The following is a 19,523-nucleotide window of genomic DNA, read 5'->3' as shown; positions in this document are numbered from 1 at the left end:
GAACGCTCCCGCACTCGTTGCGGGAGCGTTCGTCGTAGGACAGCCGAACCTGCGGGAGCGTTAGGAGTTAAGCCCCCAAACCTGCGGGAGCGTCGTGGTTAGAGGAGCCGGCGTTCGGCGGCCCAGCGGGTGAGTTCGTGCCGGCTGGAGAGCTGGAGCTTGCGCAGCACTGCCGAGACGTGGGTTTCCACCGTCTTGATCGAGATGAACAGCTCCTTGGCCACTTCCTTGTAGCTGTAGCCGCGGGCGATCAGCCGCATCACCTCCAGTTCGCGGGCGGAGAGCCGGTCCAGTTCGTCGTCGGCGATGTCCGCCGGCGCCGTTCCGAAGGCATCCAGCACAAAGCCTGCCAGCCGCGGCGAGAAGACGGCGTCCCCGCCCGCGACCCGGCGGACGGCGTCGGAGATTTCCGCTCCTGAAATGGTTTTCGTGACATAACCGCGGGCCCCGGCACGGATCACGGAGACCACGTCCTCGGCGGCGTCCGAGACGCTCAGGGCCAGGAACCGCGTGCTGCCCAGCAAAGGCGCGGAGCCGGCCAGCACGTCGCGCCCGCCGCCGCCGAGTCCGCCCGGCAGATGGACATCGAGGAGCACGACGTCGGGACGCACCGCCGCGATCACGGCGACGGCCTCCTCCACCGTGCCGGCCTCGCCGGCCACGATAATGTTCGGGTCCAGATCGGCCTTCAGACCGGACCGGAAAATGGCGTGGTCATCCACGATCACCACCCGGATCCCCGGCGCCGGGCTCCCCGCTTCGGTACTGGTCACAGTCTTGCCTCTCCGTTGCTGTTACTGGCGGCGGCCGCTGACGCAACCGCTGACAGGGGAAGCCTGAGCCGCACCTCGGTGCCGTCCGGGCTGCTGGTGATGGTGGCGGTGCCTCCGTGGCGGTTCATCCGGCCGACAATCGACTCGCGTACGCCCAGCCGGTCGGCCGGGACGGCGTCCGGATCGAAGCCGGGACCGCGGTCCTTGACGAAGACCTCCGCCGCGTCGTCCGTGACTTCCAGGTAGACCGACACGGCGCCGCCGCCGTGCCGGGCGGCGTTCAGCATGGCCTCGCGGGCGGCCTGGACGAGGGCCTCGCGGCGTTCAGACATGGCGCAGTCGCCCACCGTGACGACCTCGACGGCGTGGCCCAGGGAATCCTCCACCTCCGCAGCCGCTGCGTTGATGCCCTCGGAGAGCTGTCCGGCGTCCTTTCCCGGATCCCGGTACAGCCAGCCCCTCAGCTCGCGTTCCTGGGCGCGGGCGAGACGGACGACGTCGGTCTCGTTGCCGGCGCGCCGCTGGATCAGTGCCAGTGTCTGCAGGACCGAGTCGTGGAGGTGGGCGGCGATCTCGGCCCGTTCCGTGGCGCGGACGCGGCCGGCGCGCTCCGTCTCGAGATCGCGCCAGAACTTCAGCCCCCAGGGCAGGAGGACCAGGGCCACGCCGCCCAGCACCGCGACCGAGGACAGCAGGGCAAGCCAGGTCTGTTCCCAGGACCCGGAGCCCGACACCATGACCAGGACACCGGCCACCACGAGCGCCAGCCCGGCCGCGAGACGCGCCCAGCCGCCGGCCTGGTCCGCCTTGGTCTTGTCCACGAGGCCCGCCCGGCGCGTCTCATCCAGCTGCATCCAAGCGATGGCCGCGCCGCCCAGAATGGCCGCCACCGGAATGAGCGTCCCGAGGGGCACGTCAACGCCGAGCACGCGGGCGATCAGGATGCCGGCGGCCAGCAGCAGTCCCGCGCCCAGCAGGATCTCCTTGCCGTAGCGCACGCCGGTGACCCGGTTCCGCCACGAATCGGCAGGAACCGCGCCCGCAGCGGCGGACGCCGCCTGGGGGGTCGCTGCCGGGGACGTGGCCGTCGTCGGGGGCGCCGCGAAGGGTGCGCTCACCGCCGGGGCAATGGGCGACGCCGGCTGCCGGGCGTTGCGCTTGGCGCTTTCGTCCGCGGTGGGAACCATGATCCAGAGCCAGGCGTAGAACACGACGCCGGCACCGCCGGCGAGCGCTGCGGCCACCATGCCGAGCCGGACCATCCGCACCGGCCAGCCGAGGTGACGGGCGAGGCCGGTGCAGACCCCGGCGATCACGCGGTCGCCGCCACGGACCAGCGGCGGGCGGGAAACGGCGGTTGTCATGACTCAATCCAAGCACGGATCAGGGTTTCCCGGACCCGATTCCAGCCCTAACAGGGGGCCACTCAGGGGCAGTTCAGGGTGTTCCCCAGTAGAGCGGACGGGTCTCAGGCGGAAGGATCGAAGTATGAATCCGCACACTGACCACCCCACTGAAGGCCGCGACCCCTCCGGCAGCACTCCCGGGACGCCTGCCGAGCCCGCCGGACAACCGGGCGGACAACCCGCCGGGCTGCCGGCAGGGCCCGCCGACGAAACTGCCGGCCGTGCCGGCGAGGCCCAGCGGCCCGCTGCAGACTCCTCACCCACCGAACCGGTGGGTACCTCAGCCACCCTCCCGTTGGAATTCCCGGCGGGCACCGGACCGACAGGGTCCGCCGGTGGCGGAGCGCTTCCGCCGCCGCCCCCGTACTACGGCCCGACGCCCCCGCCGCCTCCGCCGCCCGGCAGCCAATCGCTGACGTTCTTCGACTGGATCCGCAGCCAGGGCATACAGCGGGGCCGTGATCGCTGGGTGGGCGGTGTCGCCAGCGGCATTGCCCATCGCTTCGGCGTCGACCCGCTGATTGTCCGCGGCATCCTGATCGTCCTGACGGTCTTCGCGGGCGTCGGCGTCCTGCTTTACGGCATCGCGTGGGCGCTGCTGCCCGAACCCGACGGCCGCATCCATGTCCAGGAGGCCGCAGCGGGCCGGTGGTCGTCGGGGATGACCGGCGCCCTGGTCACCACTGTCATCGGCTTCCCCAGCCTGGGCGTCGGAGTCTGGGGCTGGGACCGCTACGGCTTTGGCGCGTTCATCTGGACGGTCTTCTGGGTGGGGGGCGTCATTTACCTCATCTACTACCTGTCACAGCGCAACAAGTCCCTGAACGGAGTCACTCCCATGTCCTCGAGTCCGCAGCCGGGCGGCCCGGCTGGCCCCGCCTATCCGCAGAACCCGGCAACGCCGCCAACGCAGGCGGCTCCGTTCGCCGCGGCCGGGTACAGCGGCTCGGACGCGCTGCCCCGCTACGGCGAGTCAGCTGTGCCGGTCCCGGCCTGGGGCGCGCCCCCGCCTTCGGGTCCCGTCCCTCCCCCCAGCGGCGGCTACCGTCCGGTTCCCGGCGACGGCCCCGTCCCGCCGGCCAAACCCCGGAGCTTCGGTCCCGGCGCGCCCGCCGTCGCGGTCACCACCGGCCTGGCCCTGCTGGTGGGCGGCGGCATCAAGGCCCTCGACGTCGCGAACGTGATTGACCTCGGCACCTCCAGCAACGCCGTCGTCTGGGCCAGCGCCGCGGTGGTCCTGGGCCTCGGGATCCTCATCGCCGGGCTCAGGGGCCGCACCTCGGGCATCCTCGGCTTCTTCGCCGCGGTGGCGCTGATCGTCGGCGGGATCTTCAATGTGCTCCCCAACGGCGACCGCTTCCGCCCGCAGAACGCCAACTGGTCACCGGTGAGCATCGAGCAGGCCCGGGGTGGTTTCGACATCACGGCCGGCACCGGGACCGTGGACCTGTCGGGCGTTCCGCTCAACCCGCCGCTCAGGACCGATGTAGTAGTCCCTATCGACGCCACGGCGAGCAACCTCACGGTCATCATTCCGGATACCGTGCCGGTGCAGGTCCGCTCGGACATGACCATGGGCAACCTCAATGAGGGCAGCCAGAGCCACGGCGGCATGACCACCCGGCAAAGCAACTACAACACGGGCCAGCCGGGAGCGACGCTGATCGTCGAGATCGACGGCACTTTCAGCAACGTCACCATCAAGGAAGGGAACTGACATGAGCAGCTATGACGCACCGGCCGGCAGCCCGGAGCCGCAGGAGGATTCCCCGGCCCGCGTGGGCACCATCGTCTGGGGGCTGATCGTGGTGGCCCTCGCCGCGCTCATCATCGTCTCCCAACTCGGCCTTGTGGCCCTCAACGGTACCTACGTGGCGATCGGACTGATGATCGGCGCCGGGGCAGCACTCGTGATCGGCGGGCTGCTTTCGGCCCGGGGACGTGACAAACAATCACCAACAGGGAAGTCTTGAGCCATGGAAAAGTTCTTCAGCACCGTCAGGGGCCTCGGCCTGAAACGTGGTCCGCAGCGCTGGTTGGGCGGTGTCTGCGGCGGGATCGCCGCCAAGCTCAACGTGGATGTCGCGTTCGTCCGCATCGCCTTCCTGCTCTTCGCACTGCTTCCCGGGCCGGCCTTCGTGTTGTACGTCGTGGCCTGGCTTCTTCTGCCAGACCAGCGGAACGCCATCGCCCTTGAGACGTTCCTGGCGAAGCGTTCGGCCAAGCCCTGAGCACCCGTTAGCGAGAACAAGAAGTGCCCCTGCCCGCGCGGCAGGGGCACTTCCGCGTTGTAACCGTTTGTGTCCTGCCACACATGCGCCACTAGACTCTAGGTGAGCTCAGCGTGGCGCTCTGCCTGTAAACGCCTGTAAACCTTCGAGCCAGGATTTGAGCCGAAACATGAAAATTGGAATCCTCACCAGCGGCGGAGACTGCCCCGGACTGAACGCCGTCATCCGTGGCGCCGTCCTGAAGGGCATCGCCGTCCACGGCCACGAATTCGTGGGATTCCTGGACGGGTGGCGCGGCGTCGTCGAGGGCGACACCATCGACATCCCCCGCAGCATGGTCCGCGGCATCGCCAAGCAGGGCGGGACCATCCTGGGCACGTCCCGCACCAACCCCTTCGAAAACAACGGCGGGCCCGAGGTCATCAAAGCCAACATGGACCGCCTGGGCATCGACGCCCTCATCGCCATCGGCGGCGAGGGTACGCTGGCAGCCGCCAAGCGGCTCACCGACGCCGGCCTGAAGATCGTGGGGGTCCCCAAGACGGTCGACAATGACCTCGACGCGACGGACTACACCTTCGGCTTCGACACCGCCGTCGAGATCGCCACCGAGGCGATCGACCGGCTGCGCACCACGGGAGAGTCGCACCACCGCTGCATGATCGCCGAGGTTATGGGCCGCCACGTAGGGTGGATCGCCCTGCACGCCGGTATGGCCTCGGGCGCCCACGCCATCCTGATCCCGGAGCAGAAGGCCTCGATGGAGCAGATCGCCGAATGGGTGGTGTCGGCCCGGGACCGCGGCCGCGCGCCGCTGGTCGTCGTCGCGGAGGGCTTCGTCCCGGACGGACAGGAGACACCGCACTCCGAGCGCGGCCTGGACACCTTCGGCCGCCCCCGGCTGGGCGGGATCTCCGAGCGGCTGGCCCCGGAACTGGAAGCCATGACCGGCATCGAAACCCGCGCCACTGTCCTGGGCCACATCCAGCGCGGCGGAGTCCCCACGGCGTTCGACCGCGTGCTCGCGACCCGCCTGGGCATGGCGGCCATCGACTCAGTGGTCGAAGAGCGCTGGGGAACCATGGTGTCCCTCAACGGCACCGACATCGTCCATGTGGGTTTCGACGCTGCGCTCGGCAACCTTAAGACCGTCCCGAAGTACCGCTACGACGAGGCCGCAGTCCTCTTCGGCTGAGCCGGACGCCGGACCCGCCACGCCGGTGGGTAGGGTGGAGCCATGACACTTGAGCCCGGTTCGGTCGACATCATCCAGCTCGCGTGGGCCCGCCGGCTGGGGCTCGACGACGGCGCGTTTGCGGCTGCCGCGGGTGAACGCATCACCCGTGCGGATGAGGCAGCCCGTGCTGTCCAGTTCATCCGCCTGTTCGGCAATTCCGTCCTCGTCGGCCCCCAATGGGCGCTGGACGCCGCCGTCGGGATGTCCGACGAGGAACTCGCGCAGCATGTCACCTTGTTGACCATCACGCGGGACCATGGCGGCCACGGTCTCGGCGCCGCCGCGCTGTTCTTCGCGGACGACCTCCCCCTCAAGCAGCCCTCCGAGGAAATGACCGTCTCGCACGGCAATCCCGAAGCGATCGAGCTGGAAGCCGCCTGCCCGCCCGACGACGTCAACGAAGTGGGCCTCTCGGACCTCGAGCACCGCTTCACCGTCATGCATGACGAGGACGGCAGCCGGACCCCTGTAGCCTGCGGCGCCTACACCGAATGGGAAGGCATCCTGGCGCAGATGGGGGTGCTGGTGGCTCCGGAGTGGCGCCGGCGGGGGCTGGGCTCACTGGCAGCCTCCATCGCGGCCCATGAGGCGCTCGCCTCGGGCCTGACCCTGCAGTGGCGCTCCGACGTCAGCAACAAAGGCTCCCTGGCCATCGCCCGGAGCCTGGGCTTCACCCCCGGCGGCATCCAGACGAGTGTGCTGCTGGGCTGATCCGGCAACCCGCACGGCGAGGCGTCAGCTGGCGCGTGCCCCGGCCCCCTCGGCGCCGGCCGACGCTGCCGGCAGCACCCCGGGTGTTCCCCAGCCCTGCAGCGGCTGGGGCTTGGCGAAGAACAGCGCCACGGCCGCGCCGATGAGGATGACGGCGGCGGGGAGCAGGATGGACTGGGCCATCGCCGTCGAGAATCCCTCGTGCAGGGACTCCGGCAGGGCTCCGGCGAACGACGTCGGAGCCGCTTCTCCGGATCCGCCCGGAACCGCGGGGAGTTCCGCTGCGAGCCGGGCCTGGATCAGCACCGCGATGGCGGCGCTGCCCAGGACGGCCCCGATCTGGCGCGTCGTGTTGTAGACGCCGGCGCCGGCACCTGCGAGCCTCGGCGGCAGGTTCCGGGTCGCTGTGGTCCCCAGCGGCGCCCAGATGCCGGCATTGGCGAAGCCCAGCACCGCGCTCGGCAGCAGGAAGAGCAGGATCGGCGTGTCCGGGTGCATCAGGAGGGCATTCCACGTCAGCGCCACGGACATCAGGAGCAGGCCGGACGCGGTGATGAATTTCGGGTTGACCCGGTCGATGATCCTGCCCACCACCGGGGCCAGTCCGCCCGAGATCAGCGCCATCGGCACCATCATCAGCGCCGATTCGGTGGGTGTCAGGCCCCGGACCAGCTGGAAGTAGAAAATCAGCGGCAGCGTGAAGGCTGTCACCGTGAAACCGACGGTGGTGATGCCGATGTTCGCCAGGGAAAAATTGCGGTCCCTAAACAGGGACAGCGGCAGCAGGGGCTCGCCCTTGTTCATCTTCTGCCACACGACAAAAACCACCAGCACGGCGATCCCGGAGATGATGAGCCCCCACACGGTGATGGGTCCGGCGATAGTGCCCCAGTCGTAGGTCTCGCCCTCCTGGATTCCGAACACCAGCAGGAACAGCCCGACGGCGCTGAGCAGCACGCCGGGGATATCGAACTTGTGCGGGTGGGTGCTCAGGGCCGGCACGTAGCGCAGGGCCAGGAAAAAGCCGATGACACCCACCGGGAGGTTGATGAAGAAGATCCACTCCCAGCCGAGGCCGTCGACGAGGACACCGCCGAGGATCGGCCCCACCAACGTGGCGACGCCGGCGGTGGCGCCCCAGATACTCATCGCCGCTCCGCGCCGGTCAGGCGCGAAGATCCGCGTGATGACGGCCATGGTCTGGGGTGTCATCAGCGCGGCGCCGAAGCCCTGGAACACCCGTGCCAGGATCAGGGTGTTCACGTCCCCGGAGAGCCCGCACCAGAGCGAGGCCGCGGTGAAGACCACAAGGCCGGACAGGTACAGCCTCTTCGGGCCAAAGCGGTCGCCCAGCCGGCCGGTGATCAGCAGCGGCACGGCGTAGGCGAGCAGGTAAGCGCTGGTCACCCAGATCACCGAGTTGATGTCGGCGTTGAGGCCCTCCATGATGCTGGGGTTGGCCACCGAGACAATGGTGGTGTCGATCAGGATCATAAAGAACCCGATGACAAGGGACCAGAGTGCCGGCCACGGCCTGGCAACGATTTCCATGAGATTCCTTAGGGTCAGGGTGCTGCCGTGGACCGGCGGACGAGTCAGCCTAGCAGCGCCAGGATGTCAAGCCGTTCGAACATCTGCGCGGCCGCCCGGGCGGAGGGCGTGCCGGCGTCGGGGTCCGCGCCGGCGTCGACCAGCACCTGGACCACATCCGGGTAGCCTTTGAAGACGGCTCCGGCGAGCGGCGTCTGGCCGCGGTCGTTGGCGGTATTCGCATCTCCGCCGTGCGCCAGGATCAGCCGGACGGTGTCCGGGTGGCCGTGATAGGCCGCGAGCATCAGCAGGGAATCGCCGGCCGCGTTCGTCATGGCCGCCGGCGCACCGGCCGTCAGGTACCCGGCGAGCAGCGCGGTGTTGCCTTCCCGGGCCGCGTCAAAGAGGGCATGGGCCAGAGCCAGGGTTTCCGCGTCCGGCTCACCGGGGTTGGCGGCCGTCATCGGGTCCCCCGCAGGAAACCGGTCTGGCGTCCCACGACCTGGCCGGCGTCCGGCGCCACGATGACTTCCTGCGCGGCGGCGTAGGGCTCCTCGCCGTCTAGGACGGTCAAGACTTCTTCCGGCGCGACCGAGCGTTTGACCACGGCCAGGGCCACCGGCCCCATTTCGTAGTGCTGCGCCACGGACGTCACTGTGCCCACCTTGCGGTCACCTGCACGGACCTCGCTGCCCACTGCAGGCATGGTGTGCTGCGAGCCGTCCAGCTGCAGGAAGACCAGCCGGCGCGGCGGGTGGCCCAGGTTGTGGACCCGGGCCACGGTTTCCTGACCCTTGTAGCAGCCTTTGTTCAGATGAACAGCGGTGCGGAGGAGGTCAAGTTCGTGCGGGATGGTTTTGTCGTCGGTTTCGGCGCCCCAGCGCGGCCGCCACGCCGCGATGCGCAGGGCTTCGGCTGCCCACACACCGGCGAGCGGGCGTTCGCCGACCGTGGACTCCAGCGCAGCGGCCGGGACGAGGTACTCGAACCAGGGCCGTTCCAGCCCGGGGTGGGCGTCCTCCCCCACCACGGCGTAGGAGTAGCCGCCGGCGCCGACATGCGGCCAGGGGTCTTCCCAGACCAGCAGGCCGGACCAGTCCGGCACCCTGCGGGTGGACCCCAGCACGGCCCAGTCCCCCGACACGTCGGCGATCTCGACGCGGAGCATGAACTTCATCTTGTTGAGCCATTCGGCCAGCGGTCCGGCCTCTGCCGCCTCGACGATCAGCCAGGTGGTGGCGCCGTCGTCCACCACTCGCGCGTCGAACTCGATCCGGCCCTGGACGCTCAGCAGCAGCAGTTCGCTCGACTGCCCGGGCGCCAGGTTGGTGAGCTGCTGGGAAGACAAGGTGTTGAGCCAGCTCAGCCGGTCCGGCCCGGTCACGGTGACGACCCCGCGGTGCGAGAGGTCCACGACGGCGGTGCCGCCGGCCAGCGCCCGCTGTTCGCGCAGCGGTTCGCCATAGTGGGATGCGACGCCGGCGTCAGCACCGCCGGCTTCGACTGCGCCAGGGCGCGCCAGCAGGGGGCTCTTGATAGTCATATGTAGTAGAAGTCCTCAGGGGTTAGCGGTATTCCGGATTTTCGAAGTCAAACCTGGTTCCGGCTTTCCACGCTTCGGGCAGGTTTCCGTAGGCGGGGATGCCGCCTGCGTCCTTGAGCATCCGGGCGAGGTGCAGCAGGTTCCACGTCATGAAGGTCGTGTTGCGGTTGGTGAAGTCGCTTTCCGGGCCGCCTGAACCTTCATCGAGGTAACTCGGGCCCGGCCCCACGGCGCCGATCCAGCCGGCGTCGGCCTGCGGTGGGATGGTGAAGCCGATGTGCTGGAGGCTGTACAGGACGTTCATGGCGCAATGCTTGATGCCGTCCTCGTTACCGGTGATCAGGCAGCCGCCCACTTTCGGATAGAAGGCCCACTGGCCGTTGTCGTTGAGCTCGCCGGAGTGCGCATAGAGCCGCTCGATCAGTTTCTTGGTCTGCGAGGAGTTGTCGCCCAGCCAGATTGGTCCGGCGACGACGACGATGTCGGCTTCCCGGACGGCCGGATACAGCTCGGGCCATTCATCGGTGGCCCAGCCGTGCTCGCGCATGTCCGGGTACACGCCGCTGGCAATGTCGTGGTCCACCGTCCTGATGACCCGTGTGGTGACCCCGTGTTTGTCCATGATCCGGCGGCTGACATCGATCAGGCCCTGCGTGTTGGACGTCTCCGGGGACTTCTTGAGCGTGCCGTTGAAGAACACGGCTTTGAGGTCGCTGAAATCGGCAGGCATTCCTGACGTTCCAGGCATGGCAGCTGTGGCATTCACTTTGGTACTCCCTGCGGTCGCTACGGACAACGGAAAATCAGTGAGACCCTCAACCCCGGCGGCGTGTCGGCGGCCGCTCAGCCGGCTTGGTGCGCGCGGCCGATCAGGTGACTTTGTGGAGAATGGCGGACGCGTGAGCCTCCAGGCCGCTGCCCCCCGCAGGGCCCTTGCCCGTTGCCACGTCCCAGCGCCAGAGCAGGTTGCCGTCCACGAGTCCGAAGATCCTGGTGGCGGCCGTGTACTCCTTGGAGTGGCTGCCGCGCATCACCATGTCGGTGCTGAGCTGGATCTGCGGCCCTTTGATCTGGCCGTAGTAAAGCTCGGAGATCCCGCCGGGGTGGGAGATCGAGACGGAGATGTCGAAGCCGCCGTCCTTGTTGCGAAGGGCTTCGACTTCGTCGGCGCTCTTGAGCACGGGAACGATGTCGGCCGGGATGAGCCCGGGCCCGCCGTCTTCCTCGCGCTGTTTGCGCTCCAGGGCCCAAAAACCGGTTTCGACGGTCAACGGACGCAACCTGGTGCCTTCGTCGTCGGTCAGCCAGCTTTCCGCACGGTACTGCAGGTACGGCAGGCCGTTATGCGTGAAGGACACGTGCTGAACGAAGTGCTCGGAATCCTCTTCCCCGGCCCCCAGCCGGCCACGGCCCTCCCACTCACCAATGAGCCAGGACAGCGGAACGATTTCGGGTGTCAGATCTGTTGGAATTTCAATCGGCACAGCAGTTACCTCTGGAAACGACGGGACTATGCGGGGCGTTTACTTCTGGCTGTTACTTCTGGCCTTTGAAGAGCCGGTACACAACAAAACCGGCAAACCAGGCCATGGCCAGGCTGGCAACGCCGAGGAGGACAAGGAAGAAGATTTCAAATGCAAGTACGGACATGATGCCATCCTAACGCGTTAGAAGATGAGTAGTTTGTCTATGAAGTACGCCAGCGACCCGACGGCTGCGACCGGGCCCAGCCCCATGCCGAGGGCCGCCGCAAAGCTCAGCGACTCACCGCGGAGGATCACCAGGCGGCGGAAGCTCACCAGCACTGCGCCCACCACCACCCCGACGATCACGGCGGGCAACACTGCGATGTCGGAGAAGACGAGGCCCGCGAGCGGTCCGGCCAGCCCGGCGCCGATAACCCCCAGGGGCGCCACCACCCGGTCCGGCCAGCGGATCAGCCCCGCCAGCAGCGCGATCGCTGCGCTGATCGCCGCGACCAGGAGCATCTCGCGGACACCGTTAAAGCGGAAGCACGCAATCCAGCCGGCCCCCAGACAGGACAACATGACGCCCGCACAGGACCCCAGCGTGGACTCCAGGCGCTGCGCCTGGCCGGTTCCGCGGATCAGTTGCATCACAAAGACCGCCATAACGCCTGCGGCCATGAACGACGGCGTCCAGTCCAGGAATCCCGGGGCAGGAAGGTAGGTGGCGCCAATGGCGGAGCCAACCCCGGGCAGCCCGATCAGGACAGCCAGGGTTTTCCGGGCGGGAATGCCCAGGAAATGCGGCCAGCCGATTCCAACGCCGACGGCGGTGAGCACGCCTACGGCCAGGAGTGCCTCCGGCGAGGAGTAGGACGCCCCGACGATCGCGGCGAGTCCGGCCAGGCCAATGGCACCGATGGACCAAGACCTCACTTCGTACCCGACATCTGTTTATCCGTCATCCGTCTTCCGGTCATTGCCGTACCTTCGCTCACTGCGGACCCCAATTCGACCTGATTGCGTCAGGGGGCTGCGGGCCCCGACGGATCAATCCTGCCCTATATGACCGATTTGTGTCGCCAAAGGACTGGCCGGAGGTGAAGGAACCATGGCCGGTAAGGGTCGTTTAGGTATACTCAGACTCAGCTACAGACGCCCGAAGATGCGCGGACACCCCTTGGAGGAAACATGTCGCACATCCTGCTACTGACGAACAGCACCGGCTCATCGGTGGACGTCCTGCCTGCTTTGGAATTGTTGAACCACCGGGTCCACATTCTCCCCGCGGAACCGACCGCCCTGCTCGAGACCGACCCCTGCGACATCGTCCTCTTGGACGCCCGCAAAGACCTCGTCGGCGCACGCTCCCTGACCCAGCTGCTCAAGGCCACGGGCCTGAGCGCCCCGCTGATGCTCATCCTGACCGAGGGCGGCATGGCCGCGGTGTCCTCGGCGTGGGCCGTGGACGACATCCTGCTCGAGTCCGCCGGGCCCGCCGAGGTGGAGGCCCGGATCCGCCTGGGCGTCGCCCGGGCCGTGCCGGAGCAGGACGATGCGCCGACCGAGATCCGCGCCGCCGGCGTTGTCATCGACGAAGCCAGCTACACCGCCCGGGTCAACGGCGCACCGCTGAACCTGACCTTCAAGGAATTCGAACTGCTCAAGTACCTGGCGCAGCACCCCGGCCGGGTCTTCACCCGCCAGCAGCTGCTGACCGAGGTCTGGGGCTATGACTACTACGGCGGCACCCGCACCGTGGACGTCCACGTCCGGCGGTTGCGGGCCAAACTCGGCGCCGACCACGAGAACCTGATCAGCACGGTCCGCAACGTCGGTTACCGCCTGACCCTGGTCCGGCATCCGGAAGAAGAACTCACCGAGGCCTAGAAGCGGGCCCGAAATAGACCTGACACGCAGAAAGCCCCGGACCTGAGTCCGGGGCTTTCGCTGTTTTTCAGTGGAGGACATACGGGTCGAACGTATCGAGGCCACCCCAGTGGTGGATCCCCCTCGCATCCGCGCTGACGGTTCGGGAACCAAGGTCCCGCGCCGAACAAACCGGACGAGAAAAGACTATACGTAACTGTTCCGGAAACTTCAAAACCGGCCCCGGCCCGGCGCCAGCGTATAGCCTTGCACCATGAGTCCTGCGCATCCTGAGAACTGGCCCGTGCTCGCCGCCAAAGGAGCTGCGGATCCGCAGCTCCTGAAGGACGTCAAGGCCCTCGCCGCCGCCGCGGAGGAATCCGATGGCAATCCGCCCCTCTCCGAACAGACACTCGTGACGCTGCGCGCCTCGGACGCCGACGCCGGTTCGCACACGGTTCTGGCGCTCGCCCTGTACAGCCCCGATGAGAAATCCGACCCGGCAACGGCGCAGGACCTGGCCGGAGTCGCCGTCGTCATCGAGGAACCGGACGGCACGGGCGTGCTGGAAATCGCGGTCCATCCCAGCTACCGAAACCAAGGCGTGGCGGACCGGCTGGTGGGCGAGCTCAAGAACACCCGCGGCTTCGCCGGCCTCAAGGCTTGGTCCCACGGCAACCACGAGGCCGCAGCAGACCTCGCCGCGCGTTACGGCTACGGTCCGGTCCGTGAGCTGTGGAAGATGCGCCTTACCACCGCGGCGGCGGAGCTGCCTGACGTCCCGCTGCCGGACGGGGTGGCCTTGCGCGCCTTCGTGCCGGGCCGTGACGAGGACGCCTGGCTCGCCGCGAACCGGGCCGCTTTCACGCATCACGCGGAGCAGGGCAGCATGACCCGTGCCGACCTGGACGCCAGGATGGCGGAGCCGTGGTTCGATCCCTCCGGGTTCCTGCTGGCCGTCGATTCGTCGGACCGGATCCTCGGCTTCCACTGGACGAAGGTGCACCCCCGGCACGGCGACCACCCGGCGATCGGCGAGGTGTACGTGGTGGGGGTATCCCCCGCCGCCCAGGGCACCGGGCTGGGGAAAGCATTGACGGTCGCTGGCATCCGGCACCTGCAGCATCAGGGCCTGCACGCCGTCATGCTCTACGTCGACGCGGACAACATTCCGGCCGTTTCGCTGTACCGGCGGCTGGGCTTCACCCGCTGGGACGTCGACGTCATGTATGCCCCATTGGAAGGGCGTTAATCCAATCGGCAGACATCTGGTTCCCACCCGCGGGAAATCTGGGCCCTCCGAAAGCTGTCCGCGGTCTGATTGCTTGTAAGGTTGAAGCTAAATCGAGCCAGCATTAGGAGAGACCATGCAACCGGAATCTGCCCGGACCGCCACGTCTGGGGCCGCCACGTCGGACAAGAAAATCCGCCCCGCGCGTGCCCGGTTCGGCTCCTCCGAAGTGCCTGCCTCACGCGCCACCCAGGACCGGATCGACATCCCCGAATTCGCGCCCAACCTGGAGCCGGAGGGCGACTTCAGCCCCGACCGCTTCCTGGACCGCGAACTGAGCTGGCTCGCTTTCAACGCCCGCGTGCTGGAGCTCGCCGAAGACCCCGACCTGCACCTGCTCGAACGCGTCAGCTTCCTCTCCATCTTCGCGTCCAACCTGGACGAGTTCTTTATGGTCCGCGTCGCCGGGCTCAAGCGCCGGATAGCCACCGGCCTGGCCGTCCCCTCCCCTGCCGGGCTCAGCCCGGTGCAGGTCCTCGAGCAGATCGGCGACGAGGCACACCGCTTGCAGCAGCGCCACGCCCGTGTGTACGCCGAGCAGATCCGTCCGGCGCTGGCCTACGAGCACATCCACCTCATGCACTGGGAGGAACTCGATTCCCAGGCCAAGGACCAGCTCAGCGCCATGTTCGCCGAGAAGGTCTTCCCCATCCTGACGCCGCTGGCCGTGGACCCGGCCCACCCGTTCCCCTACATTTCGGGGCTCTCACTGAACCTCGCCGTCGTGGTCCGCAACCCGGTCAGCGACAAGGAACTTTTCGCGCGCCTCAAGGTACCGGACCAGCTCCCCCGGCTGATCTCGATTGACGGCCCGCGCGCCGGTTCGGTGCCGGGCCGGGTAGCGCGCTTCATCGCCCTCGAAGAAGTCATCGCCGTCCACCTGGACCAGCTCTTCGCCGGGATGGAGGTGCTGGAGCACCACACCTTCCGCGTCACCCGCAATGAAGACGTTGAGGTCGAAGAGGACGACGCCGAGAACCTGCTGCAGGCCCTCGAGAAGGAACTGCTGCGCCGCCGCTTCGGCCCGCCGGTCCGGCTGGAAGTCACGAATGACATCAACCCGAACATCCGGGCGCTGCTGATCCGCGAACTCGGCGTCGAGGAATCCGAGGTCTACTCGGTCCCGGCCCCGCTGGATCTCCGCGGGCTCTCGGTCATCGCAGGAATCGACCGGTCGGACCTGCATTACCCCAAGCATGTCCCGCACACCTCCCGCCACCTCAACGAATCGGAAACGTCCAAGGCGGCAAACGTCTTCGCGGCCATGCGCCGGCGGGACATCCTACTGCACCACCCCTACGATTCCTTTTCCACCTCGGTGCAGGCGTTCCTGGAGCAGGCGGCCTCGGACCCGAAGGTCCAGGCCATCAAGCAGACCCTCTACCGCACCTCGGGCGACTCACCGATCGTCGACGCCCTGATCGACGCCGCCGAGGCCGGCAAGCAGGTCTTGGCCCTCGTCGAGATCAAAGCCCGGTTCGATGAGCAGGCCAACATCTCCTGGGCCCGGAAGCTGGAGCAGGCCGGCGTCCACGTGGTCTACGGCATCGTGGGCCTCAAGACCCACTGCAAGCTCTCCCTGGTGGTGCGCCAGGAAGTGGACGGCCTCCGCCGCTACTGCCACATCGGCACCGGCAACTACCACCCGCGCACGGCCCGCTACTACGAGGACCTGGGCCTCCTCACTGCCAATGAGCAGGTGGGCGAGGACCTCTCCAGGCTCTTCAACCAGCTCTCCGGCTACGCCCCGAAGTCGACCTTCAAGCGGCTCCTGGTGGCCCCGCGATCGGTGCGCTCAGGACTCATCGACAGGATCGAAACCGAAATCCGGAACGCGCGGGCAGGCCTCGCCGCCCGGGTCCAGATCAAGGTCAACTCGATGGTGGATGAAGCCATCATCGATTCCCTGTACCGGGCATCCCAGGCCGGGGTTCCCGTGGACATCATCGTCCGCGGCATCTGCTCCCTGCGTCCGGGCGTGCCCGGCCTCAGCGAGAACATCACCGTCCGCTCCGTGCTGGGCCGCTTCCTGGAGCACTCGCGCGTCTTCGCCTTCGCCAATGGCGGGGACCCGGTGGTCTACATCGGTTCGGCGGACATGATGCACCGCAACCTTGACCGCCGCGTGGAGGCCCTCGTCCAGCTCACCAGCGGGGACGACACAAGCTACGTCATGGACCTGCTGCGCCGCTACATGGATCCGGATACCGCGAGCTGGCACCTGGACAACGCAGGCGAATGGACCCGCCACCACCTCGCCGAAGACGGACAGAGCCTCGAGGATATCCAGTCCTGGCTGCTCAATTCCCGTTCGCGTCAGCGCTCGTCCGGGCTGCGGTAGGGGCTCTGGCATTGAGTAGCGATGCACTGGTCGCCGACCAGACAGACCATCCCGGCGAGGAAATTGCGGTGGTGGCTGCGGGTGCCGTGCCGTGGCGCGTCACCGCGGGCGGCAAGGACCTTGAGGTCCTCCTGATCCACCGCCCGCGGTATGACGACTGGTCCTGGCCCAAAGGCAAGATCGACCCCGGCGAGACGGTGCCCGAGTGTGCCGCCCGCGAGGTGGACGAGGAAATCGGGTTGAAAGCGCCGCTGGGCATCCCGTTGCCCCCCATCCATTACCACGTCCCCGCCGGCCTGAAGGTTGTCCATTACTGGGCGGTGGACGTCGACGGGGCGGCGCTGCTGCCGGACGGCAAGGAAGTGGACAGCGTCATGTGGTGCTCGCCGGAGAAAGCGGCCCGGCTGCTGAGCAACCCGAGCGATGTGGGCCCGCTGGAGCATTTGGCGGCGGCCCACGCCCGGGGCGAACTGAAGACGTGGCCGCTCCTTGTCGTGCGCCACGCCAAAGCCAAGCCGCGCTCGTCATGGTCCAAGGCCGAAGGGGACCGTCCCCTGGCCGCCACCGGTCTGCGGCAAGCGCAGGCGGTAGGGCGGCTGTTGCAGGCCTGGAAGCCCATGCGTGTTGTGTCCAGCCCCTGGCTGAGGTGCGTCGCCACCATCGCCCCCTACGCCAAGGCAACCGATGCAAAAGTGAAGCTGAATGAAGCCCTCACGGAGCACCGGCACGGCCGCCATCCGCACAAGACAGCCGCCGCCGTCGAGGGACTTTTCGACAAGCAGCGGGCCGTGGCGCTGTGCACGCATCGCCCTGCCCTCCCCACCGTGTTCGCGCAGCTCGCAAAGCACATGGGATCCCGGTTGCGGGGCCAACTGCCGGACTCCGATCCGTTCCTCGCCCCCGGCGAAATCGTGGTGTGCCACGTGGCGCATCACAGCAAGGACAAAGTGGTCGCGGTGGAGCGGTTCCGGCCCTTTGACGACTGAGGTCCTTGACCCTCCACGGTCCTGGCCGTAGTTTGTATCAAACACTTGATACATTGCCGCAGAATCTTTGGGGGATTTATGCCGGTCCAGTCCGACCTGACGCCGCTGCTGTTGCTGGGTCCGCTCCTCACCGCCGTCGTTGTCTACCTGGTGTTGCGCTGGGTGATCTGGGCGCCCAACACGGGAACGTCGCCGGCGTCGGTGTCGGAGCACGCGCTCTGGGTGGGCGTCATCGGCTGGCTGGCGAGCTCCCTGCAGGGGGCGGTAAACGTGGGTATCATTCCGGCCAACCCTTCCACCGGCGCTGCCCTGACCACCGCCGGGACCATCCTGCCGGCGCTCATGTGGCCGGTTCTGGGCTGCCTGACGGTGCATGCCCTGGGCCAGATCAGTTACCCGGGCCCCCGGCGGATGCGGCGGCAGGCCGTCCTGTCCGTCCGGCGGATCCGCGATTTCCTGCCCCGCAGGCTGGCACTGACCACGGCCGCCATCTTTGGCACCGCCGCTGCAGGTATTGCCGGGACCGCCACCCTCCCGGGATTCGCTGCCGTGGCGCCCACCCAGGTCAGCGACGGCCAATCCACCTACTACAACGGCGGCGGGGACGGACGCATCCCTGGGCCGGAAGTGGCCGGCTGGCTCGGCGGCGCCCTGCTGGTCTTGGCCGGCGGGACGTGGCTGGTGCTGTGGCTGATCGCCAGCCGCCGGCAGCTGGAGTCCCTCGACGCGGCGGACAACGCCGTCCTGCGGACCATCGCGATGAACCGGCTGCTCCGGACGGTCGCCACGGTGGCTGCCGGGTTGGCGGCCATCGCGGGGAACTTCGCGGCGCGGCCCGATCCGGCCCAGGGGATGACGTCGTGGGCGAATCCGGCCGGCCTGGCATGCACGGTGGTCCTGCTCGTGATGTGGTGGTGGCGGCCTCCGCGGTTGGCGGCAGCCGGGCTGGGCGTCCGGAACCGCCCGGAACCAGGGACCGCCGCCGTCCGGCAGCACCCGGCCGCCAGGCTGGTCTCCTCCCTCGGCGCGCTGCTGGGGCTGGCCGCCGCTGTGCCGCTGGTGGCCGGTGTATTCCTCACCCAGGCCCTCATGGCTGCCGCCACGTACGGTTTTGCGGGGTTCGTGGCGTTGATGGCCGCCTCCGTGCTGCTGGTCATTGCCGCCGGGGAACTGTTGCTGCAGCACAACTACGGCAGCCCTGACGCACCGCGCCGTTGGCCCCGGCAGCCGGTGAGCCCCGCTTTGCTGACAACCGCCGTCCTGGCGCTGCTCGTCTTCCTTATTGTCCTGGTTCTCACCGCGGCGGGGCAGGCCCGCCGCGGTGAGAACCAGGACTGGGTTCCGGCCACGCTCCTCACGGCCGGAGTGTTCGCTGTGTCCCTGCCCGCGATCGTCACGGCGAGGCGCCGCCGCGGAATTGCCGATGCTCCCGCCGGTCTGGACGCGGCCCTGCGGGCCGTCACGGTCCACCGTGTGGTGCGGACCCTCGCAGCCACCCTCACCGCCCAGGCCGCAGTGCTCCTGCTGACCCGGAGCAATGCCTGGGCGGAGCTGTTGGGCCGGGCTGCTTTCGGTGAGACCGACCCCGCCGCAACGTCCTGGTGGCCCGCGATCGCTGTCGGAGCCGTCCTCGGGGTCGCGGCCACAGTCATCGCGGTCATCCCGGTGCGGGCCCTGGCCCGGCCGGCCGCGGCTCCTCCCCTGCCGAGGCAGGAAGTCTCCGCATGACCGCAGGGATCTCCGTGGATCTGGGCTCGGCCACACCGCCGTTCGAACAGATCAGGGCGCAGATCGCCTCGCTGATCGCCCTTGGAACACTGGCGCCGGGCACCCGGCTGCCCACGGTCCGGAGCCTGGCCGCGGACCTCGGCATCGCGCCCGGGACCGTTGCGCGCGCCTACCGGGAACTCGAGCAGGCGGGGCTGATCGAGACCAGGCGCCGCAACGGCACGGTGGTCGCGGGGACGCTTGGGGACGCGAACCCGCCCGGCGTCCCAGCACCGGAGAGCGTCGCCGGGGCGGTGACCACCGCCGTCGAGCACTACATTGCGGAAGGCCGAAAATCGGGATTCGACGACGCCGCCCTGCTGGCAATCCTGCAGACGAAGCTCAGCCAGCAAGACGGATAAGGACGGAAAG

The 19,523-nt window shown here is 68.2% G+C and carries 19 protein-coding genes; 11 read left to right on the top strand and 8 right to left on the bottom strand.

Going from position 1 to position 19,523, the window contains the following annotated elements; all coding sequences use genetic code 11:
• Nucleotides 1-98 precede the first annotated feature (98 nt).
• The gene (locus ASE96_RS01870) at nt 99-773 is read right to left on the bottom strand and encodes a LuxR C-terminal-related transcriptional regulator (RefSeq protein ID WP_235500069.1); all 675 of its coding nucleotides are present in this window, start codon (nt 771-773) and stop codon (nt 99-101) included.
• Nucleotides 770-2,137, bottom strand: a complete 1,368-nt coding sequence (locus ASE96_RS01865; protein ID WP_056425185.1) for an ATP-binding protein — start codon at nt 2,135-2,137, stop codon at nt 770-772. Before ASE96_RS01865 ends, ASE96_RS01870 begins: the two co-directional genes overlap by 4 nt.
• A 124-nt stretch (nt 2,138-2,261) precedes the next feature.
• Here ASE96_RS01865 and ASE96_RS01860 point away from each other — a divergent pair, with 124 nt between their 5' ends.
• The 5 genes from ASE96_RS01860 (at nt 2,262) to ASE96_RS01840 (ending at nt 6,358) form a co-directional block, all read left to right on the top strand.
• Nucleotides 2,262-3,896, top strand: a complete 1,635-nt coding sequence (locus tag ASE96_RS01860) for a PspC domain-containing protein (protein WP_056425181.1) — start codon at nt 2,262-2,264, stop codon at nt 3,894-3,896.
• 1 nt (nt 3,897) lies between these two features.
• Entirely contained in the window at nt 3,898-4,152 is a 255-nt protein-coding gene (locus ASE96_RS01855; protein ID WP_056425179.1) for a hypothetical protein, read from the top strand.
• 3 nt (nt 4,153-4,155) lie between these two features.
• Nucleotides 4,156-4,410, top strand: coding sequence for a PspC domain-containing protein (locus ASE96_RS01850; RefSeq protein WP_056425176.1), 255 nt, complete (start codon nt 4,156-4,158; stop codon nt 4,408-4,410).
• A 169-nt stretch (nt 4,411-4,579) separates the two neighbouring features.
• Nucleotides 4,580-5,605 carry a 6-phosphofructokinase gene (locus tag ASE96_RS01845; protein WP_056425173.1) on the top strand — a complete coding sequence of 342 codons (1,026 nt, stop codon included), beginning with the start codon at nt 4,580-4,582 and terminating at the stop codon, nt 5,603-5,605.
• Between the two features lie 42 nt (nt 5,606-5,647).
• Nucleotides 5,648-6,358: a GNAT family N-acetyltransferase gene (locus ASE96_RS01840; RefSeq protein WP_056425163.1), complete on the top strand. Its 711-nt coding sequence runs from the start codon at nt 5,648-5,650 to the stop codon at nt 6,356-6,358.
• Between the two features lie 24 nt (nt 6,359-6,382).
• Here ASE96_RS01840 and ASE96_RS01835 read toward each other — a convergent pair whose 3' ends face one another.
• The 6 genes from ASE96_RS01835 to ASE96_RS01810 all read right to left on the bottom strand — a co-directional run bounded on the left by ASE96_RS01835 (nt 6,383) and on the right by ASE96_RS01810 (nt 11,833).
• The gene (locus tag ASE96_RS01835) at nt 6,383-7,909 is read right to left on the bottom strand and encodes a DHA2 family efflux MFS transporter permease subunit (protein ID WP_056425161.1); all 1,527 of its coding nucleotides are present in this window, start codon (nt 7,907-7,909) and stop codon (nt 6,383-6,385) included.
• A gap of 44 nt (nt 7,910-7,953) precedes the next feature.
• Nucleotides 7,954-8,352 (bottom strand): ankyrin repeat domain-containing protein, encoded by a 399-nt coding sequence (locus ASE96_RS01830; RefSeq protein WP_056425158.1) that lies wholly within the window; start codon nt 8,350-8,352, stop codon nt 7,954-7,956.
• On the bottom strand, nt 8,349-9,431 hold the full coding sequence (gene ygfZ / locus ASE96_RS01825; RefSeq protein WP_056425155.1) for a CAF17-like 4Fe-4S cluster assembly/insertion protein YgfZ: 1,083 nt from the start codon (nt 9,429-9,431) through the stop codon (nt 8,349-8,351). The genes ASE96_RS01830 and ygfZ overlap by 4 nt, the downstream gene beginning before the upstream one ends.
• Before the next feature lie 22 nt (nt 9,432-9,453).
• Entirely contained in the window at nt 9,454-10,161 is a 708-nt protein-coding gene (locus ASE96_RS01820) for a flavodoxin family protein (protein ID WP_156367474.1), read from the bottom strand.
• Between the two features lie 139 nt (nt 10,162-10,300).
• Nucleotides 10,301-10,915 (bottom strand): FABP family protein, encoded by a 615-nt coding sequence (locus tag ASE96_RS01815; protein WP_056425148.1) that lies wholly within the window; start codon nt 10,913-10,915, stop codon nt 10,301-10,303.
• A 183-nt stretch (nt 10,916-11,098) separates the two neighbouring features.
• On the bottom strand, nt 11,099-11,833 hold the full coding sequence (locus tag ASE96_RS01810; RefSeq protein ID WP_056425144.1) for a hypothetical protein: 735 nt from the start codon (nt 11,831-11,833) through the stop codon (nt 11,099-11,101).
• Between the two features lie 255 nt (nt 11,834-12,088).
• Here ASE96_RS01810 and ASE96_RS01805 point away from each other — a divergent pair, with 255 nt between their 5' ends.
• The 6 genes from ASE96_RS01805 to ASE96_RS01780 all read left to right on the top strand — a co-directional run bounded on the left by ASE96_RS01805 (nt 12,089) and on the right by ASE96_RS01780 (nt 19,513).
• Nucleotides 12,089-12,787 carry a winged helix-turn-helix transcriptional regulator gene (locus ASE96_RS01805; RefSeq protein WP_056425141.1) on the top strand — a complete coding sequence of 233 codons (699 nt, stop codon included), beginning with the start codon at nt 12,089-12,091 and terminating at the stop codon, nt 12,785-12,787.
• 253 nt (nt 12,788-13,040) lie between these two features.
• Entirely contained in the window at nt 13,041-14,018 is a 978-nt protein-coding gene (gene mshD / locus ASE96_RS01800) for a mycothiol synthase (RefSeq protein ID WP_056425138.1), read from the top strand.
• A 115-nt stretch (nt 14,019-14,133) separates the two neighbouring features.
• Nucleotides 14,134-16,398: an RNA degradosome polyphosphate kinase gene (locus ASE96_RS01795; protein ID WP_056425135.1), complete on the top strand. Its 2,265-nt coding sequence runs from the start codon at nt 14,134-14,136 to the stop codon at nt 16,396-16,398.
• 11 nt (nt 16,399-16,409) lie between these two features.
• Nucleotides 16,410-17,384 (top strand): NUDIX hydrolase, encoded by a 975-nt coding sequence (locus ASE96_RS01790; protein WP_056425133.1) that lies wholly within the window; start codon nt 16,410-16,412, stop codon nt 17,382-17,384.
• Between the two features lie 78 nt (nt 17,385-17,462).
• Nucleotides 17,463-19,112 (top strand): hypothetical protein, encoded by a 1,650-nt coding sequence (locus ASE96_RS01785; protein ID WP_235500068.1) that lies wholly within the window; start codon nt 17,463-17,465, stop codon nt 19,110-19,112.
• Nucleotides 19,109-19,513, top strand: coding sequence for a GntR family transcriptional regulator (locus tag ASE96_RS01780; protein ID WP_056425132.1), 405 nt, complete (start codon nt 19,109-19,111; stop codon nt 19,511-19,513). The genes ASE96_RS01785 and ASE96_RS01780 overlap by 4 nt, the downstream gene beginning before the upstream one ends.
• Nucleotides 19,514-19,523: the final 10 nt, after the last annotated feature.

This window comes from Arthrobacter sp. Leaf69, assembly GCF_001422645.1.
Lineage (GTDB): Bacteria > Actinomycetota > Actinomycetes > Actinomycetales > Micrococcaceae > Arthrobacter.
Note: the sequence above shows the minus strand (reverse complement) of the source record. Positions and strands in the feature narration are given on the sequence as shown.

Coding starts and splice junctions, on each gene's coding strand:
- ASE96_RS01865 (WP_056425185.1), bottom strand. CDS start 2,137: ATGACAACCGCCGTTTCCCGCCCGCCGCTGGTCCGTGGCGGCGACCGC.
- ASE96_RS01860 (WP_056425181.1), top strand. CDS start 2,262: ATGAATCCGCACACTGACCACCCCACTGAAGGCCGCGACCCCTCCGGC.
- ASE96_RS01855 (WP_056425179.1), top strand. CDS start 3,898: ATGAGCAGCTATGACGCACCGGCCGGCAGCCCGGAGCCGCAGGAGGAT.
- ASE96_RS01850 (WP_056425176.1), top strand. CDS start 4,156: ATGGAAAAGTTCTTCAGCACCGTCAGGGGCCTCGGCCTGAAACGTGGT.
- ASE96_RS01845 (WP_056425173.1), top strand. CDS start 4,580: ATGAAAATTGGAATCCTCACCAGCGGCGGAGACTGCCCCGGACTGAAC.
- ASE96_RS01840 (WP_056425163.1), top strand. CDS start 5,648: ATGACACTTGAGCCCGGTTCGGTCGACATCATCCAGCTCGCGTGGGCC.
- ASE96_RS01835 (WP_056425161.1), bottom strand. CDS start 7,909: ATGGAAATCGTTGCCAGGCCGTGGCCGGCACTCTGGTCCCTTGTCATC.
- ASE96_RS01830 (WP_056425158.1), bottom strand. CDS start 8,352: ATGACGGCCGCCAACCCCGGTGAGCCGGACGCGGAAACCCTGGCTCTG.
- ygfZ (WP_056425155.1), bottom strand. CDS start 9,431: ATGACTATCAAGAGCCCCCTGCTGGCGCGCCCTGGCGCAGTCGAAGCC.
- ASE96_RS01820 (WP_156367474.1), bottom strand. CDS start 10,161: ATGCCTGCCGATTTCAGCGACCTCAAAGCCGTGTTCTTCAACGGCACG.
- ASE96_RS01805 (WP_056425141.1), top strand. CDS start 12,089: ATGTCGCACATCCTGCTACTGACGAACAGCACCGGCTCATCGGTGGAC.
- mshD (WP_056425138.1), top strand. CDS start 13,041: ATGAGTCCTGCGCATCCTGAGAACTGGCCCGTGCTCGCCGCCAAAGGA.
- ASE96_RS01795 (WP_056425135.1), top strand. CDS start 14,134: ATGCAACCGGAATCTGCCCGGACCGCCACGTCTGGGGCCGCCACGTCG.
- ASE96_RS01785 (WP_235500068.1), top strand. CDS start 17,463: ATGCCGGTCCAGTCCGACCTGACGCCGCTGCTGTTGCTGGGTCCGCTC.
- ASE96_RS01780 (WP_056425132.1), top strand. CDS start 19,109: ATGACCGCAGGGATCTCCGTGGATCTGGGCTCGGCCACACCGCCGTTC.